This window comes from Candidatus Thorarchaeota archaeon, assembly GCA_013388835.1.
Taxonomy (GTDB): domain Archaea; phylum Asgardarchaeota; class Thorarchaeia; order Thorarchaeales; family Thorarchaeaceae; genus JACAEL01.
This window is the reverse complement of record JACAEL010000001.1, coordinates 21,168-39,239: the sequence shown is the minus strand read 5'-3', so window position 1 is coordinate 39,239 and position 18,072 is coordinate 21,168. Positions and strand designations below refer to the sequence as shown.

The window sequence follows — 18,072 nt, the reverse complement described above, 5'->3', positions numbered from 1 at the left end:
CTTCTAGTCTGATTGGAACTATAGTGTGGCGCGTGCAGTACAGCACGCTGATCAGGGTTTCAACCCTACTTCTAGTCTGATTGGAACGCAGCCACCCCCTATGCGCGACCCGACGCCATGATCAAGTTTCAACCCTACTTCTAGTCTGATTGGAACCGCAGGCTTTTTTGCTCCTTTCTCGCAGATAAGGATTATGGTGGTCGCTGTACGGAGGTGTGCTCCAAAACCTCCGGTGATGCAAGTCATTTATAAAGGTTTTAGGAAGTCAGACGATAAAGTCACGTAGTGAGAGGTCAAGGCCGATGATCTGTCTCTTAGCGGATGCTTGGGACTTCATTATGTAGATGACGATGGAGTCGTAGTTGGTATCGATGAGTGCCTTGACTTCCTGAGTCATAGCTTTGAAGGATGAGTCAGATATCTCGCCTTCGAAGACCGAGTTTTGAATCCAGAACAGGTAGCGTTTCAGGAGGTTACGGACCTTATCGATTCTTGTCACATCTATGTCGTAGACGAGGACGACGTACACTTCAGTAACCTCGGGAGGCAAGAAACGGGGAATAGTCGGAGTTCTCGGTGATATGTCTTTGGAGTTTGTAGCAGTCCAGTCGGAGAAGATACTCATTGGACACCGACTTCTTGAGATGGGGATGCCGGACAGTCTCGCGGAGGTTTGCATCGAGCAATGAGAGGAATGTTCTTCTGCCGGACTCATTGAGGAGACAGCAGCCTGTTTCATGGTCAAAGTCGTCTAGTGTGAGTTGACGAAGGTTGAGTGCCTTCAGTATGAGGAGGTGCACCAGACTGGGTTTGAACACCTCTGCGATGTCAAGAGCGAGAGAGAACCTACGTTCCATTGGTTCGTGGAGGAAGCTTATCGATGGATCCAGCTGGGTGTGGAATATCTGAGTGAGTATGGTAGAATAGAGGAGGCTGTTTCCGAAGCTGATGAGTGCGTTTACGGGGTTGTTAGGAGGTCGTTTGACTCTGCCACCCATTCTGAAGTTGGTCAACATCAGGTTGAAGCCCGAGTAGTAGGCAATCCACGCTCTCCCCTCGATACTCATCAGCTCAGCGACGTCGACTGCGCTAGGGACTTGGTCATGTGCCGCTTCGAGTTGGAGTACCACGTCTGAGAGTTCGCTTTGTTTGTGTGCATACCTCGTGCAGACAAAGACCATGTTCTTGATACAGGACTGGACGATTGCCCTGGCGATACGCATTCGTCTATGAACATCAAGGTGTGCAGCGGCTTGGGCTACTATAGCAAAGCCTGAGACCAGTCGTCTTCTGGGATAGAAGGAGCCCTCGTAGTTACCATAGTACCCGAAGAAGTGTAGCGGTATACCCTTCTGGGAGAGAAACGAGATGACTCCAGAAGTGACCGACACTCGGCCGATAGCGGTGATTGACTTGACCTGGTCTATCGGGATGACCCGAGTGCCATCCTTGGTATAGTAGTATATCGTGGACTCCTTTCTGTGAAGTCTACCATTCGAGCTGAGGTACAGATTCCGTTTCATGTTCTCACGCCCAGCAGTAGTCGCGATAAGCACACTTTCTGCAGAGGGCGGAGCGCTGACACTCTGGAGAAGATGGGGAGTCGATTGTCCTCAATGCGTCGAGTATGATGGCTTCCAAATACGCTCGCTCGCTTGGTCCCAATGACACGTCCTCCCTCTGTTTTTCGCCATAGAAGTGAAGTTGTCCTTCGCACGTCACCCCCAGTCGCTCAAGGAACCAAATGTAGAAGTGGAGCTGAGCCCTTGCGGCCTCCGGATGGCTCCTTGACTTCTTCACCTCATGAACGATCAGTCTTCCGGAGCGCGTGGTGTGGTCAATCTTGACGCGTCCCAGAATCAGTTCTTCCTTCTCGCGTCTCTTGAACGAAGACTCATGGATCAGCTTTCCGATTGTGACGAGTTCACTGTCCTGTTCTCGGCCAAGGTTCCTGGAGAAGAGCCAGAGTTTCCTCTTGCATACGACATAGTAGTTCACCATGGTGCCGTTCAGCCGTTCAAGAGCCACGCTCCAGTCATCTGCTGTATCGCCCGTTCTTATCACCTCACATGATGAAGTCATCCCCAGACTCCTTCCTCTCGCCGATGCTGTCGACTCGAAGACCGAGTTCCGGGTCGTAGTCGACCTCACAGATGGGGTGTGGTTCTGTCCTCCTCACCAAGTTCGCACTATAGAAGCGCACGTATGCGTGTATTGGCACTGAAACCACGTAGTTTGGTATCTCAAACCATCTCTTCTTCGACATGATCTCCTGGACTTGCTGGTCGAAGCAGGAGGGGATGATATCCACCGCGTCGAATAGTCTGTAGAACTCGTCCGGACTCCCCTTACGGAAGGGTCCAAAGCTGCTCCACCAGTCGGACAGGCTGCGCATGGCTGTCTCGAATTGATTCTGTTCGTCCTGCGAGTAACCCGACTGGTATACCTCATCCACCAGTTGCCTGGTAGTCCCTTCCGTCAGTCCCTTCTGCAAGTCCGACTCGTGCGACCTGAGCACCTCAACAGTACGCTCGACTCTTCCGTAGTTCCGGTACACATGCTTGTCGTACTTTCCGCCTGCTGTGAAGACGTACAGCGGCGCTTCATCAAGCCGTCGCTGCCTGTTGACTCGACCGAACCTCTGTACCAGCGCGTCAATCGGGGCGGGTTCAGTGAACATCTGGTCAAAGTCCAAGTCAAGTGAGACCTCCACGGCCTGAGTTGCCACGGCCAGTTGTGCTCCGTCAAGCTCACGCTCGCGCTCTATCCGGTCCCGGAGTATGAACCGACTGTGTAGGATTGCAGACTTCTCCCTCCCAACGCGGTCTCTCAGTGCAAGATATGTCTCAATGGCCCTATTCACGGTGTTACACACGACAAGTGTTCGTCGCTCTTTCGACTTTTCCGCAATCATGTCCATGTGGTCGCTCATGGATCCCTCGATGAGTCTGAGTCGATGACGTGAGTAGTCATCCTCCTGTGTGTAGATGTGTGTGTTCCCCGGAGGTATGCCAATCCCATTCTGGAGCATTGCTATCACGAACGCAGGCAGGGTGGCTGACATCAGCAGGACACGTGCACCGTATTGCCTTGCGATGTTGAGCATCACGAGGATCAGTGCCATCACATGCGGGTCATAGGAGTGAATCTCGTCAACGACAATGCAAGAGTGGGAGAGGTCAACGAGTCCCTTCTCATATCCTCTCATGCCGAATATGCTCTTCAGAGGCTGGAATGGTGTGGTGACCTTGACAGGGGAGTAGACCTGTCTTGACAAGTTCGCCAAGTATTCGGGTGATACTCCTTGCTCAATGTACTCCTCATCAGAGTAGTAGGAGTGCAGATAGTGCGATGAGCGATGATGTAGCATCGACACGAGATCATAGTCTGCGGGCGCACCCCGCGAGTATCCGTCACGAAGACGTATATACATGCGGTTAATGCTGGCCACGGTCGGAAGCAGATAGAACAGCCGCCCGCCGGGACGCATGTTTCTCCGTGCCCACATGAGTGCCGCCTCGGTCTTCCCGATACCGGTCCTTGCCACGAGTATTCCCGAACCTCTCAGACAGTCTGCCCACAGCTGCACTGGACGTGGATGTGGCGGGACCGGTGCGTCCCAGTCTGCGGAACGAGTTGAGCTATGACCTGCGGATGCCAGATGGTCGCAGGCTGTGATGAGCCCCTTCAGCAGGACTCCGCTCATCTTCTGTTGGAGTGTCAAACAGGGCCGAGTACGCCTATATCCCGCCAAGTAAGCGTTGAACGGATCCCTCGCCCGCATACGTCTCATCAGTTCATCCTCATCATCGATGAACGTGTCCAACACCCTTCGAGCCACTGGGAATAGACTCGAGATGGTATCCCTCATGCTCACTGCGATAGAAGAGAGTTCACGAAAGGCTCCATGGAGTTCCTTCAGACGCTCGATGTACTTCGAGTAACCAAGACCTGTCTTCGGTACTGTGGAGAAGCCCGACCACAGTGTGTCCAAGTCCTTGTGATGACTGAGCACTCCCAGAGCCGCATTCTGTTCGTAGTCGGGTGGTGCTGCAGAGAAGTCCATGGTGGACATTATTGCAGCCGAGAGTATTTCATGCCGATAGTTCCATCGTCTTCTAGCCTCGACTCCTCCTGTTCGACTGGAGTCTGCCTTCATGTCCTTGCTGTTCAGTTGACGCTGGAAGCCCTCGGCTGCCTTTCCCATGTCGTGGACTGCGAGAGCTAGTGCCACGCAGTCGTGGACGTCATACCCTGCAAGTGTCGTGTGGCACGCCCGCAGCCCATCCATGCTCATGAGTACTCTGAGTGTACAAGCCGTGTGTTCGGCGAGAGGTTCGTCCGGCTTCGCAAGAAGCGTCATGAACTCGCCTCAGGTCTAGTTGTTCTGCGATGGGTTACCAAGTCCGAGTGATTCAGCTGTGAACAGCTCCATGGTGAGACCCACGTCCGGGTCGCGTACTCCCTCTCCATGTCCCTCATAGGCCTCGGTGACCATCATGAAAGGTCTCGTCCCGACTGCCACACGTGGGATGTCATCAGTGAAGTAGACAGGCAAGGCATACATGGTCGTCCTTCGGTATCCCGCAGGAGGGTGAGTGTAGATACTGTGACCGAATGTGCTTGACTCTCTACTACTCACCTCTTGGAGTTCAACCTCCTTGATAGAGTGGATACTGGCAAGGTCTGATGACCGACCAAGTAGCAGCGGGAAGTAGGGTTTCTCGAAGTGTGGTCTCATCTTTGGATTGACGTACAGGGTCAGATGCGGCTGATAGACCCATTCGCGGTTTATCACGTTCCACTTGCCGCCGACTCCCGGCTCGACCTCCATTATTCGCTCCAGGTCAACAGTGCTGCCTTCACTCCTGAAGGTGTATGCCAGAAAGGTGTCATGCGGGGTCATAGGACGTCCTGCAGCTGCAGACAACAGGCCATAGAGAGTGGAGAGCGGAGGCATGGGCAGGGTGGGCTGGATGCCAATCATGAACCCTCCGTATCGGAAGGAGGCAGTCCATGCAGTGACCTCCACGCGCAGTGCCTTCATCTGACCACCCCATCAGCCTACCAGTTTGGGTATCTCCTCGCAGAACATCTTCACAACGCCTGCTACTGAACCTGCTACCACTATGTCCTTGTTGTATTCGGCGACCAGTCGGTCTATCTCACCTGACTGCTCATCAAGGAACCCGGTCTCACGACCCACATAGAGCTTCGTCAGAAGCTCTCCTCTGTAGTCTGTGATCACTTGCTTCAGGGCCTCGATGTTGAGCCTAGCCGAGCCCGACTCCTCCTTGCCAAGATGAGACAGTACATGGCTACCCGTCTTGAAGGCTGCTATCACCAACAGACTGGGCGCTACCCGTGTCAGATGTCGGGCCTGCATGGCGCCACCTTCCAGATGCGGAATGACCTCGACAGTGTCTCTGATGCGTTGTATGCGTATGTCCTTCTTCATTGCGACCCCGCGCTCGATCTTCTCACACTTTGATGCCAGCTGAGCGGGAATCTTGAAGTCCTCAGGTATGTTCTGACTCCCGGCCGAGGCGATGCTCTTGAACACTCCCGCCGACTCTACATCTATGGAGAAGAGGCCCTTCAGGACTGTGGAGTAGAACTCGTGTTCATAGGGCACCGGGTTGCCTTCAAGTCTTGAGAAGGTCCCGAAGTCCTCAGTCGGCTTGTGTGCACCTGTCGATATCAGTGGAGAGTTCTTGAGCACGGACAGACGAGTCAATGTCGTGGTCTTCGTCTTCTTTCCGCTCTCGTCCTTTTCGCTCTTGGGCGCACGCATGTATCCAAAGATGTCGTCATCCGGGTATGTGAGAGGGTCCGCAGCCGTGTAGGCAATCTTTGCCTCTCTGTTTATGGGGGACAGCTGCCAGCCCTTCCGTACGGCAAGAGTGTTGCGCCACCAGTATCTCCATGACTGGCCGGACACATACGGATAGGCCTGACGGCCTCTCCATATCACCTTTGTTCGCACTATGTTGTCTGTTCGTTCTGATGATTGAACTCCTGCATTGTTGAGAGCTGCTGCCCATGTGTCAACCATCACGAATCCTTGAATCACCTTTGTCATTCTGTTACCTCCATAGTCTGTTGTTCTGAGTCCGCTCCCTCAGCGGCTTCGGGCTGACTCGCAAGCCAATCGCACCCCATCTCGTATATACGGAATAGGAGCAGGTCGCGAGTCTCCTGCCACTCCTGTCCACCCTCTGGAGCGAGGTCCAGAACATACTCGTCGTAGGATACCAATGGCTCGCCGCTCTTGCGAACCATCTCCTCCTGCAGTTTGAGAAGCACGGACCGGAACTCCCTGTAGGTCCTTGCCCAGTGCATCTGCTGTATTCGTCTTGCTGACCCGGTCTTCTTGCTGAACGCAAGGATTCGGTCTGCAACATCCCTGACTGTGTTTATTCGCTTGTCGTCCATCATCCTCAACCTCGCAAGGTATACTGACACCAGTTGCCAGTCCCCAATCACCTTGTAGTCTTCCTGTTCGAAGAAGTACTTCACAATGGACTTTCCGTCCGTGATCTGCCTGTATACATCATTCTCTGTCGTGTACTCGAGCTCTTCGGGGTCGCCCTTCTTCTTCGACGAATACCCCCTGCGAACAATTCTCAGCCATGTGTCCATTCTGGTCCTGATCTGCAAGAGAAAGTCCACCACACTGCTCGGTATGTCGTAGAATCGCACATCAGGACCTTGGCCGTAATTCGTAAAGTGATAGAACCGTAGCGGTGCGACCAGCTCAGCTGAATCCGACATTGCTTGGACATCTGGGTCGTCGAGTATCTCTCTGATGGTCTCATAGACTGCATTGAGACCTGCAGACTGCTTGTAGCCTCTATCTGCCAGTCCATACTCCTTGCTCGCAGCCTGTCTCTTGAACCGGTTGACTGCACCCTTGACGTATGCATACTGGATAGTCCAGTTCGAGGTGTGCAGCATCAATGGCCACCCCGCTTTCTCAACAGCCAGTAACAGGAACTGTACTGCCACGATACAGTTGGGACAGAAACGCTCTCCCTCCACCCCCGAAGGAAAGAAGTTGACCAGCTTTTTAGAACCAAGCAGAGGCACTCGTGTCTTTCCCACGGGGTCACCATCTCTCAGACCGCACGCGACACAGCTTCCCCTGCTCTGAGGCGCACTGAGTCTCTCAATGAGGTCCGTCATGAGCGTCTGATACTTCGTCATGCCATCCTTGACTACAGGATTGACGAGCTCCGAGTTGGGAAAGAACATGCCGTGGATTATCTTCTTGACTGCTGGCTGCGAATAGACGTTGACAATGTATTGCGCCTGGGTCCTGACATCTTCAATGTCCAGTTCTTCAGGTCTCTGCTTACCGGCCATGACGCAGAGTGCAGCGAGTCCGTTGTCGACGAACGGATTCCCGGTCAATGAGAAGAGAGGTCTTGCTGCCACAGTGGTCTGCCCTGTGCGCTTCGTCTTGGACATGGTGTTCATCGCCCCCTCAACCGGACCATTCCAAAGCCCATCGAGTTCTTTTCCCCGAGCCCGCAGTCGTAAGCGAACTTGAGCACCTCGGGAGGCCCGCGCATCGATATGTCCATCATGTGTGCACGGTGGTATATCCCGTCAATCTCAATCCGCTTGCTGTGGCAGTTCGAGATCTCGGTGACCTCTGTGATGCCTTTGGAGGCCTCTCCGGTGTAGGTCGCATATTTCCGTTCGAGGTTCTTGATGAGATAGCCTGCGAACTCGTCATCGTCAGGAGACAGGTCCCACGTCCTCTTCGTGCCGTCGCCTTCGCGGACCGTCCTCAGTACTATCGGCGACATTGTTGTGAACTGCTCATCACCCGTAGAGTTGAAAGGCCCTAGCAAGTCGATGCCTGCAACTGAGAAGTTCACAGAGGCGATAGACATCTCCTGCGACTCCAGCATTCTCTTTCCCAGCACACGGACAAGCCTGTCATCCGGACTGCTCACCCACAGATATGCATCGTCGCTCAACAGGACGAGCCCCTGGGAAAGCGCCCTCCTCCTTGGCACCTCAAGACGAGAGAATGTGAAGTACTTGAACTCCTTTGAGTCGTGAAGGTGCTTGAGTTCTGGTTCTGCCCCAATCATCAGATTGTAGAGCATACCAGCGACGCTGTATTGGTAGTCATATCTGAGGACTGGAGGACTGCCATTCTCCTTCCAAGGGCAAAGAATGGCTCTGAACCTCATGCCTGTTCCTCCCTCTCTTGTCGCAGCACTTCTCTTTCGAGTTTCCCTAGGTCTGATTGAAACATTGCCGATTCCTCTTCTCCATTATGGGTCACAACCATATATCTTGACTTCGGATAGGTGCTCCAGTGTTCCCGGGCTGCGTCGCCTCACATTTGAGGCACCTTGCGCTTGGGCGTCCAGAAAGGCCTGTCATGGTCACGTGGGGCTCATTCTACACTCATTGGCTCGTTGTTGAGGCAGAAACACATGAAGGCCTGCTCAAATTGCCGGACAGGCGAGTTAGGGCACTGAAGACGAACTGTGCAGCCGCTTCGACTGCCTCCTTGTTTCCTGATCTAGAGACGTCTCATTGTGCTTGTATCGCGACTGTGAATACTACGAGGGCGTATGCGTCAATACTGCTCCAGTATCTCGAGCCAGTTGTCAATACCCTGTTCATGAGGACTCCATGTCCCGGCATACGAGTTCCAGTCTGCGATGAAGTCTGACAGCAGCCATTGACCGTACAGTCTGGGGCCAATCACGTAGACATACGGCCTCCGGTCAAGATGTTCAAAGGCCCTGACAAACTGCAGTGTGCCGCCGACGGGGAGCTGTGCTCTTACCAGGGTACCATTCTTCGTGTCGGTGTCAAGTACACACTTGGGGAGCCTCGGTGCAGCCGCCCGCAAGGCCCTGCTTGGCTCCGCATCTCGGGCAATCAGGAGCACGTCGTTGATGAGGCCAACGTAGTGGAGTTCCCAGAAGTGTTTGACCACGCCCAGACTTCGTAGATGGTTGACACGTTCGCTGACGAGTGCGGTTCGCCGCTTGACTATCCTCTGCAGGTCATTGACCTTGTGCACACCTTTCTGTATCTGAACGAGTATCTGAACATCCAGCCCGTCGTACTGCGCTACTCTGGCTGGCGGTTCCGGAGGGAGCGCGTCGTGCCCTCCGGTGCTTGACAACAAGTACTCTAGGTCCATCTGTACAGTTGGCCAGTCTATCTCCCAGTTGCCCGTTCGGCACGAGTAGCAGTCGAGGTTGTGATAACGCGCGGAGCGGCAGCGTTCGAACTCTATGACCTCGTGGCCTGTTCGCTGCGCCGCTTGCGTCATCCTGTGCAGGTAGCTCATGTTCCTGTTGTTGTCAGGCACACAGAACGTGATGTAGAGGCCGCCTCGTCCTGTGACCACCTGATGAGACGAGTAGACGAACGGACAGTGTTCGATCAACCTCTCACAGTCTATCGGTGAGTTCTCTCCCGGCAGCAGGAGCATCTGAACTGTCCTTATCGCCAGAGCTGGCAAAGACAGATGCACAAACTCTTTCAACTGTCCTCGCGCTCTCAGCCCCTGGATGGTCTTCCCTATCCAGTCTGCACTGACACAGAGTCGGTCGGAGAGGGCTTCTCGTGTCAGGTCCGGTTCGTTGAGGAGTTCCTCCAAGACCCTGACTTCAATCTCGCTGAGTGGATGGTTGTACTCGCGCAGGAAGCGATGGAGATACCAGCCCCACTCATCAATGCCTGCCCTGATGCTCGTCCGCTCCATCGCGAGGACCCTGCTCACAAGGAGGTTCAGTCCCTTCTTGTCAGTGAGATTCGCAAGCGTTGTGAAGAACAGAACGGGATCGTATACACCGCCGGCTCGAATGGCCGTTCTTGGGCTTCGACGCTGCCACTCCTCACTCCACAGTGCAAGTCCCCTTTCCTCCAGCTGCTGTCGTCCATATTCGGATGCCAGGTCCGCAATGGCACGTTCGTGCAACACATCGTTCGGGAGAAGAAGACGCAGGCTCTCACGAGCAATCAATGCCCTGAGAAGTGCCGCTGTGGTGCCAGTGATGTTGGGAATCTCGACTGTGCCGCCATCAAGACTCACCATCTGGTCAAAGGACTCAGGCCAACCCACAGATGCGGATGAACTCACTGTCGTGGGACTGTCTACCAGCGATGGACTCAGACCGAACCGATTCGCGCACCGAAGCACGCTGTCTCTCCACAGACCAACAAGTGCGTCTCTGGAGGCTGTCAGCCCTTCCTCCTGTTTCTCTTCGTCTTCTCTCTCTTCTTCCATAGCTCTGCCATCCTGAGGACTGCGGCGCCCAGTCCGGTGATCTTCACCAGCACCTTCCTGTCTTCCCGCTTCGTTTCAACATATCCCCACATGCTCAGCTCATCGACATGATGTGAGACGCTCGCGTTGCTACGCTTGACCAAGCGTGCGAGCTTCATGATGGATTCAATGCCGGTAGACTCATGCGCCTTCAACGTCTCCAGTATGTGCTTCTTGATTGCGCTCAGTGTTTGTCGTTGGACTGGATAGATGTCAATGACGTCCGTTGCTATTCCTTTCTCCTCCTTCACCAGGTGGACAGGTGAACCGGTGAAGTTCGCAGCGACAAACAGGGCGGACGTCATCACCCTTGTCCCCAGTGACGGGTTGAACCTCAAGTCATCCTTGTGATGCCTGATTGCGACCTCAATCACCTTCTGCAGCACATCGTGGTAGTCCCAAGGGTCCACGCATATCAGCTCGACCTCAAAGGCACCGTGTTTCTGAAGGTCTTCTTGAACACGTATTGCATCGTCAAGGTTCTCTTTCGAGTGCACCAGCACCAGCTTCTGGCCGCCTCGATTCTGGATGACATATGCAATGCGTCCCTGCTCGTTGAAGCCGAGACCTGCGACATGGACGATTCTTCTCACTTGTTGTTCCCCTGCGTCTCTCATCCCGTTTCGGGTTTGAACCCGAATCGAGCGGTTGTAGTTCGAATTTCAGTCGTGCATTCGGTTATGCTTCCTTTGCACATGGCTAACCATGGCGACCACGTTCGTCACATTCCCAGGTCCTCCCGAGGACCCACCGTGGTGCCACTAGACCTGCCACAGGGTTCTTGGCACCACACTAGGCTTCGTGCCTACATCGGGCGGGTGAAAGCCCGCCCTACATCCTGCAAGGCCCCCGGTGCTGCACGGGGGCCGTCTTCTTTTTCAAGCAATTAGGCACCAGCTCATAAGACTTGTTTCGACGTTGTCTTCTTTCATATCCGCTGGCCCCAACTCGCACCGGGCCGTGACGAAGAGGCATACTGGAGACTTCATTGGCTATGGCTTTGAAGTGGTCGGATAGCTCGGCAAGCCTCCTCTCGTCTTCAGGTCCTCCCTGACAAAGTCCAGACCAAGACTGTGAAGCTTCTCTTCGAACGGCAACCCGGTGCGTCTGTCGCAACCTCTGAAGTCATAGTACTCATCAAGCATGTAGTCCAGGTTCGGGAGTCCTCCTTTGGCCGGACCAGTGGGCATGGGTTCCAGTAGGAGTCGTCGTGGCAGGGTCTCCTCCTTTCTTGTCACACCAAGTCGATGATTGTACGCTCTACGCAGGTGCGATATCCTCTCGGCGACCTGACGGACGAACTTGATGTCGGCCCACTCGGTCATCCCGGTCAGGGGTGGTATCACGTTGGCGAACGTGTCAAAGTAGAAGACAGGGGGCCACATCGTGCCGTACTTGCATATCACTGCAGAGTCCACGAGAGCGTAGAGGTCCTCAATGTCTTTGATCACCTCTCCCTTGTGGACTGGCGAGGTTATCTCGCTTATTGCCTTGAACTTCTCCTCACCGAACCTGCCGACTATGACCTCCGGGTAACCGAGTTCCTCCAGACTGGACAGGCTCCTCAGATGGTCCGCTCCCCTGACGTTAGTGGCGTAGGTGAGACCGACCGACTGGTGTGCTCTCGGGTCCTGACCTGATGCCTCGAGCCCCTTGCAGTGGACCGCATACATCCATGCGTCCCCGCCTAAGGCCTCAGCCGCCTTTCTTGTCCCTCGTGACAGGAGGTCTCCAATACCATCACGCTTCGCAATCATCTCCACGAGTCTGACCATCGTGTCGACATTACCCCATGACAGGTCCAGCCCTCCGGTCTTCTCCGCGGTGAGGATGCCCTTCTCCCAGAGTTCCATTGCGAAGCCAATCGTCTTGCCGCATGATATTGTGTCCATGCCGAGCAGATCACAGCGCGTGCCCAGGTAGAAGATGGACTCGATGTTGTTGTTCATGCAGTTGGAGCCGAACGCCATTATGGTCTCGTACTCGGGTCCGCCCGCAGGTCCTCCAGCAAACTTTCCCTCGCCAACCCTGTAGATGTACTTACAGCCGATGGCACAGCCAAGACAGGCCTCCTGTGCCGTCTTGTACCGCTTTGATATGACCTCCGGGCCAATGTCCTCTGCGTGCTCATAGAAGCCGGTCCAGTGATTCTTGGTGGGCAGGCGTCCTATCTCGTTTATCATCGTGACGAGGCCCGTTGTACCGTACTTTCTGAGCGAGGTCAACGACTCAGTCCACAGGGGGTCTCTGAGTCTGGCCATCTCCTGACCATTCGCCTCGATATAGCGGTCCATGTCATGAGCCTCAAGGGGCAGGGAGCCACTCGCTGCAATCGCCTTCACATTCTTCGACCCGAGGACCGCTCCCATCCCTGTTCTGCCCGCGGCCCTGTAGAAGTCAACAGTGATGGAGGCGTACAAGACCTGATTCTCTCCCGCTGGCCCTATCACTGCAGTCTCAATCTCCGGGTCCTTGTGTTCTTCTCGAATCATCTCGGTCGTGACATCGGTCTCCTTTCCCCACAGGTACGACGCGTCCCGCAGCTCAGCATCCCCGTCGCGCAAGAAGAGGTAGACTGGTCTTGGAGAGCGCCCGTGAAGCAGAACGAGGTCGAACCCCGCATACTTCATCTCGGGACCAAAGAACCCGCCCACATGACTCTCGGCCCAGATACCGGTCAGAGGGCCCTTCGAGGCGAACATACACCTTCCTGATGGTGAGAACAGCACTCCCGTCAGAGGCCCCGTGCCCACCACCATGACGTTCTCGGGTGACAGCGGTTCCGTCTTTGGCCCTGTCCTGTCCCAGAGTATCCTTGCAGCAACACCCGTGCCGCCCATGTAGAACAGGGCCCACTCCTTCTCCATCTCGTGCTTGTGCACCTTTCCCTTGTTGAGGTCCACCTCAAGATAGCTGCCGGCATAGCCCTTGTACGGGAATGTCATCGTCTTGCCTCCCTCAGACCCAGCCCGTAGAACGAGTACAGTCGGTCAAAGCTGGTCTGTCTGTCCTTCAACCCCTTCCTTCTGTTCTTTGCAATGGTTATCGCCTTGTACTCACAGGCCTTCACGCATGCGGGTTCTCCACCGCACAGGTCACACTTGACTGCCTTCCGTGTCACAGGGTCCATTGTCACTCCACCGTAGATGCAGGCGGTCACGCAGTTCTGGCAGCCTATACAACTCTCATGGTCGACAGTGAGTACACCCGCCGAGTTCATCACGACTGCTGATGAGGGACATGCATCACGACACAGCGGCTCGTCGCACTGAAGACATACCATCGGGACTACAATGCTCTTCACTTCATCCTTGAGTATGTGAATCCGCGACCTCGCAGGGTTGAAAGTACGCGTGTTTCTGACTGAGCACGCCAGTTCGCAGTTCTGGCAGCCAGTGCATCTCTCGAGGTCGATGACCAGCAGACTCATGGTCCTGTTCACGGTCCTCACGGTGAGTGGTCCTTGACGTTGACGAAGAGAGTTCTTTAAAGTTTCCCAGTCAAGACTCTTCATGCTGAAACACATGCGCTGGTAAGTGAAGCCAGCATTGGTGGACAACCAGCTCTCTTGCGCTCTCGAACGCTCTCCAGCCTCCTCAGATCTGGCAAGGTGTCTCGCGACTGTGCCTGTGGTCGGGTTCTACAAGGCTCCCGGTGTCGAGTTGTCCGTTGTTCTCGTCACCGCTGAACGACCGTTGGTAACATGATGTGACCTTTCTTCGTGACCTGTTTGGGTGACCTCAGGACGTGGCTTCGCATTATATACCAAGTCTGCGCTGTGTCACTTGTGAACAATCATGGCTCAAGCAACCAACAACCGGACTGAACCTGTGAAGAACTGGACGCGCAAGGCCCAGTCGACCCGTGCTCTTGGCTACGCATACTCCACTGTCGTGAGGTGAACACAATGACCAGCGAGAACCAGCGCACCCACAAGCGCACCCTCATCTCTACAAGGGCTATCGCCTATCAGTACTTCAGGAGGTAATCTCCATCATCCACGAGACCTGGCCATCCGTGGTCAGGTGTCTTCTTCTTTTCTGCTTCTTCTGCCTCTTCGGCCGGGATGACAAGACTAGATAAGGCGGAAACCGACATCTCCGTCTGGTCAGCGAGATGTCACAGAACTCGGTCTTGATCAAGCATGGCTACCTCATCACAATGAATGAGCGTCGCGAGATAGTCACTGACGGAGCAGTGTACGTCGAGGGGTCACGAGTGGTCGAGGTGAGCAAGACAGACGAGATGAAGCATCGGGCCGCCGACAAGGTCATCGACGCCTCAGGACGAATTGTCATGCCCGGCCTGATTGACACGCACGTTCACCTCGCCCAGGCCCTGATTCGGGGGTGCGCGGATGATGTGTCTCTGGTGGACTGGCTGAAGAAGTACGTCTGGGTGTTGCAGGGCAACTTCACCAGAGCTGATGGCAGAGTGTCCGCTGAGCTCTGCATGGCCGAGATGATCAAGACCGGTACGACGTCGTTCATCGAGTGCATGACACACTCACGCTATGGCTTCGACGGTATAGCTGAGGCGGTCAAGCAGGTCGGTATGCGTGCGGCCCTGTCCAAAATAGTGATGGACTCGACGGGCTATGCTGATAGTCGTGACATAATGTACCCCGGGATGGTCGAGGAGGCCGAGGAATGCCTGCGAGAGACCGATGAGATGTTCCACAAGTGGCACGGGCGAGCCGAGGGCAGGTTGCAGGTCTGGTATGGTCTGCGGTCTCTGGGTGCTGTCACGCCGGGGCTGTTCAGAAGGGTCGTGCAGCTCACACGGGACAGGGGTACACGGATGACCATGCATCTGGGCGAAGTGGTCGATGATGTGCGGTATGTGAAGGCGAACGGCTACCGGGACCTGACCAGTTTCGCGTCGGAAATGGGCCTGCTTGGCTCCGACATGGTGTTCGCCCATGGCATACACTTCGATGATGAGGAGCTCAGGGTGTTGGCACAGACCCAGACCAACATCTCACACTGCCCGTCAAGTAATGCCAAGCTCGCCTCGGGGTTCGCAAAGGTGCCCCGGATGATAGAGGCTGGAGTCCCCGTCTCGCTGGGTTGCGATGGTGGGCCGAGCAATAACACATACGACCTCCTCAGGGAGATGCGTCTCTGCGCACTCGTTCATAAGCCTGTACAGCACAATCCTCTTGTTGTGACAGCTGAACAGGCGCTGGAGATGGCGACGCTTGGAGGTGCTCGCGCCATGGGGCTTGCTGGCATGACTGGCAGCATCGCACCCGGGATGTGTGCTGACATCATTGTGGTCTCTCAGGATCATGTCGGTCTCAACCCCATCCTCAACCCTGTTTCAAACCTCGTCTATGCTGGGTCTGGGAGAGACGTTGAGACCGTCATGGTGAACGGTCGCCTACTGATGGAGGAGCGACGCCTTCTCACAGTTGACGAGACAAGCCTCATTCGGCGTGCAAACGAACACGCTTCAAGGCTCATCGAGCGTGCGGGTGTAGAGGTCCGTCCGAAGTGGCCCGTGCGTTGAGCTATGCGATTATGGCCTCTCTCTCGAATAGCCTCGCTCCGATGACCAGTGTGACGACGGTGAAGCCCAGAAGGTATGCCACATTGACTGTCAGGCTTGCGGCTGTCGCCACCCCTGACAACACGCCGTTGAGGAACATTATGGCATGACTGAATGGAATCAGCATGATGATGACCCCCATCAGTCCACCGTACTGTAGAATGCTTCCTGTGAATCCCAGTATGCCTATCACCGTGGTCGGGACGAGCAGTACCATGTTGTTGAGCGACTCGGCCGTCGCCTGGTCCTTCGCAAGACAGGATATGACCACGCCTATACCTATGGCACAGACTAGGACCAAGGACTGGCAGAAGAATATGAGCGGAAGGTTTTGGACCTGGACACTGTACAGATTGACATAGTACTCGAAGTACTCCGAAGGCAGTCCGGAGGCCCGTTGTACTATCGAGTAGTTGTAGGTCAGAATGCCAACGACTGTGAAGACGGAGTAGATCATTGTGAGTAGAAGTCCAGCCGCCAGCTTCGAGGCCAGAATCCTTATCCTGCTCATCGGCACAACCAGTAGCGCCTCCAGCGTGTGTCTTTCTCTCTCTCCCGCGAACGACTGACTGACATACGGTGCCGGAGCAAGGACGGATGTCAGCATCACCAGGAATATGGCGAGCTGATGTCCATAGGTGGCCTCTGGTGAGGTCGTCTCCCACCTGACCTCCAGGTCACGTATGACTATCACCTCGTTTATCACCTGCTTGGCGAACCAGTCAAGACGCTGTGCAGCTGCCGATGCCCGAAAACTGCCAGTGTTGACCCACATCACCATGGTGCTTCTGTTGAGGCTCTCGAGACTACTGGTGAAGTTCTCCGGTATCCAGACCCACACTGCCATCGACTTGTTCTCAACGAGCCTCTCGCCCTCCGCCCGCGTGACGTTCACCAGCGGGTCGATGAGTAGCGCCTCTCGATTGTCATAGATGGCCTGGTACAGCATACGGCCGTATGTGTTGTTGTCTTCAACTGTGATATGGACTGCTTCTGGTTCTTCGGATGTCTGGGCCACTATGAACGAGAGGAACGCGCCCTGGAACAGCCATGCAACCATGGGACTCAGCATGAAGCCGAAGAGCAGCCACCGGGAGCGCAGTACTGTCTTGACCTCCTTCTTCAGCATCCAAACCGTCTTTGAATCAATCTGCAGTGCCTTCAATCTCTCAGCCTCCATAGACACCCTCTCCGGTCACCAGACCGGTAAAGACCTCTTCCAAGTTGGCCTTCCTGTACTTCTCTTCAAGCTCTGTCGGCCTGCCGATGGCGATCAGTTGTCCCTTGTTCAGGATGCCTACTCGGTCACAGAGCTCTTTCACTTCATTCAGGTCGTGCGTGGTGAGAATGATTGTACGTCGCTCCTCACTGCTCAGTCGCTTCAGCAGGTTCCTGACTATCCGCGCTCCAATTGTGTCCACACCAGTTGTAGGCTCATCCAAGAACACTATCTCCGGCTCTATGATGAGTGCCCGGGCAACTAGGACTTTCCTCTTCATGCCGCCACTGAACCCCTTCACCTGATAGTCTTCCTTCTCTCGGAGGCCGACGATGTCAAGTAGCTTGTCCGCTCTCTCGTTCAGAGTGGTGGTCGGTATGCCGTATAGACCACCGTAGTATACAAGGTTCTCACGGGCGGTCAGTCGCTCGTACACTCCCGCCTCTTGAGGGAGCAGTGCGACCCTCTGTCTGATGTAGTCCACGTCCTTCGTCACGTCCCTCCCGAGGACATGTGCAGTGCCTGAGGTGGGTGACAACAGGCCGACCAGAATGCGAATCAGTGTGGTCTTGCCCGCCCCATTTGGTCCTAGGAGCCCAAAGACCTCGCCGCGACCAATCTCAAGGGTGACTTTGTCAAGTGCAACCACCTCTCGCTTCTTACCCGGCTCAAACACCTTCGTCAGCTCGTGGGTTCGGATGACGGTCTCGTCCAATGTACGGTCTCCTTGCGCATAGTCACCTGAGCAGCGTCCAGTCTATGGTGATAGGCTCAGTCCTGTCTGACTCGTTCAAAAGCCTTTCCGGCGCAGACATCCCCGTACCATGCCGTTCTCTGTGCCTTGTTGCGGCAATCGGACCAGTGTTCTTCATTCCAATTCATTGAGTTCGGCTTCTCATAATATGACCACAAGTCCCTCTCTCCTTCCTCACTGGTCACCAGATTGACTGTGCGTCTTGTGTTCCGTGTTCATGTCCCTCCAGTTCAGTCCAGT

Annotated in this window: 14 protein-coding genes and 1 pseudogene; 1 reads left to right on the top strand and 14 read right to left on the bottom strand. The window is 54.9% G+C overall.

What is annotated here, in order from left to right; all coding sequences use genetic code 11:
- Positions 1-265: 265 nt before the first annotated feature.
- The 12 genes and pseudogenes from cas2 to HXY34_00115 form a co-directional block, all read right to left on the bottom strand.
- The gene (gene cas2 / locus HXY34_00170; GenBank protein NWF94537.1) at positions 266-529 is read right to left on the bottom strand and encodes a CRISPR-associated endonuclease Cas2; all 264 of its coding nucleotides are present in this window, start codon (positions 527-529) and stop codon (positions 266-268) included.
- A gap of 1 nt (position 530) precedes the next feature.
- Positions 531-1,523 (bottom strand): type I-B CRISPR-associated endonuclease Cas1, encoded by a 993-nt coding sequence (gene cas1b, locus HXY34_00165; protein ID NWF94536.1) that lies wholly within the window; start codon positions 1,521-1,523, stop codon positions 531-533.
- Positions 1,524-1,527: 4 nt separating this feature from the next.
- Positions 1,528-2,082: a CRISPR-associated protein Cas4 gene (gene cas4, locus HXY34_00160; protein NWF94535.1), complete on the bottom strand. Its 555-nt coding sequence runs from the start codon at positions 2,080-2,082 to the stop codon at positions 1,528-1,530.
- Positions 2,066-4,363 carry a CRISPR-associated helicase Cas3' gene (cas3, locus tag HXY34_00155; protein ID NWF94534.1) on the bottom strand — a complete coding sequence of 766 codons (2,298 nt, stop codon included), beginning with the start codon at positions 4,361-4,363 and terminating at the stop codon, positions 2,066-2,068. The genes cas4 and cas3 overlap by 17 nt, the downstream gene beginning before the upstream one ends.
- A 15-nt stretch (positions 4,364-4,378) precedes the next feature.
- Complete coding sequence (gene cas5b, locus HXY34_00150) at positions 4,379-5,047, bottom strand: type I-B CRISPR-associated protein Cas5 (GenBank protein NWF94533.1); 669 nt, start codon at positions 5,045-5,047, stop codon at positions 4,379-4,381.
- A 12-nt stretch (positions 5,048-5,059) separates the two neighbouring features.
- Positions 5,060-6,082 carry a type I-B CRISPR-associated protein Cas7/Cst2/DevR gene (gene cas7i / locus HXY34_00145; GenBank protein ID NWF94532.1) on the bottom strand — a complete coding sequence of 341 codons (1,023 nt, stop codon included), beginning with the start codon at positions 6,080-6,082 and terminating at the stop codon, positions 5,060-5,062.
- Complete coding sequence (cas8a1, locus tag HXY34_00140; protein NWF94531.1) at positions 6,079-7,470, bottom strand: type I-B CRISPR-associated protein Cas8b1/Cst1; 1,392 nt, start codon at positions 7,468-7,470, stop codon at positions 6,079-6,081. Before cas8a1 ends, cas7i begins: the two co-directional genes overlap by 4 nt.
- Before the next feature lie 5 nt (positions 7,471-7,475).
- A complete protein-coding gene (gene cas6, locus HXY34_00135; GenBank protein NWF94530.1) occupies positions 7,476-8,207 on the bottom strand; it encodes a CRISPR-associated endoribonuclease Cas6 in 732 nt (243 codons plus the stop codon).
- 395 nt (positions 8,208-8,602) lie between these two features.
- Positions 8,603-10,270 (bottom strand): Lrp/AsnC family transcriptional regulator, encoded by a 1,668-nt coding sequence (locus HXY34_00130; GenBank protein ID NWF94529.1) that lies wholly within the window; start codon positions 10,268-10,270, stop codon positions 8,603-8,605.
- Positions 10,225-10,902, bottom strand: coding sequence for a hypothetical protein (locus HXY34_00125; GenBank protein ID NWF94528.1), 678 nt, complete (start codon positions 10,900-10,902; stop codon positions 10,225-10,227). The genes HXY34_00130 and HXY34_00125 overlap by 46 nt, the downstream gene beginning before the upstream one ends.
- Before the next feature lie 399 nt (positions 10,903-11,301).
- A complete protein-coding gene (locus HXY34_00120) occupies positions 11,302-13,254 on the bottom strand; it encodes an aldehyde ferredoxin oxidoreductase family protein (GenBank protein ID NWF94527.1) in 1,953 nt (650 codons plus the stop codon).
- A 416-nt stretch (positions 13,255-13,670) separates the two neighbouring features.
- Positions 13,671-13,835: pseudogene (locus HXY34_00115) on the bottom strand (4Fe-4S binding protein).
- Between the two features lie 590 nt (positions 13,836-14,425).
- Here HXY34_00115 and HXY34_00110 point away from each other — a divergent pair.
- Positions 14,426-15,820, top strand: a complete 1,395-nt coding sequence (locus tag HXY34_00110; GenBank protein ID NWF94526.1) for an amidohydrolase — start codon at positions 14,426-14,428, stop codon at positions 15,818-15,820.
- Position 15,821: 1 nt separating this feature from the next.
- Here the strand turns inward: HXY34_00110 and HXY34_00105 are convergent, their stop codons facing one another.
- Positions 15,822-17,039, bottom strand: a complete 1,218-nt coding sequence (locus HXY34_00105; GenBank protein NWF94525.1) for an ABC transporter permease — start codon at positions 17,037-17,039, stop codon at positions 15,822-15,824.
- Positions 17,029-17,793, bottom strand: a complete 765-nt coding sequence (locus HXY34_00100; GenBank protein ID NWF94524.1) for an ABC transporter ATP-binding protein — start codon at positions 17,791-17,793, stop codon at positions 17,029-17,031. The genes HXY34_00105 and HXY34_00100 overlap by 11 nt, the downstream gene beginning before the upstream one ends.
- Between the last annotated feature and the right edge of the window lie 279 nt (positions 17,794-18,072).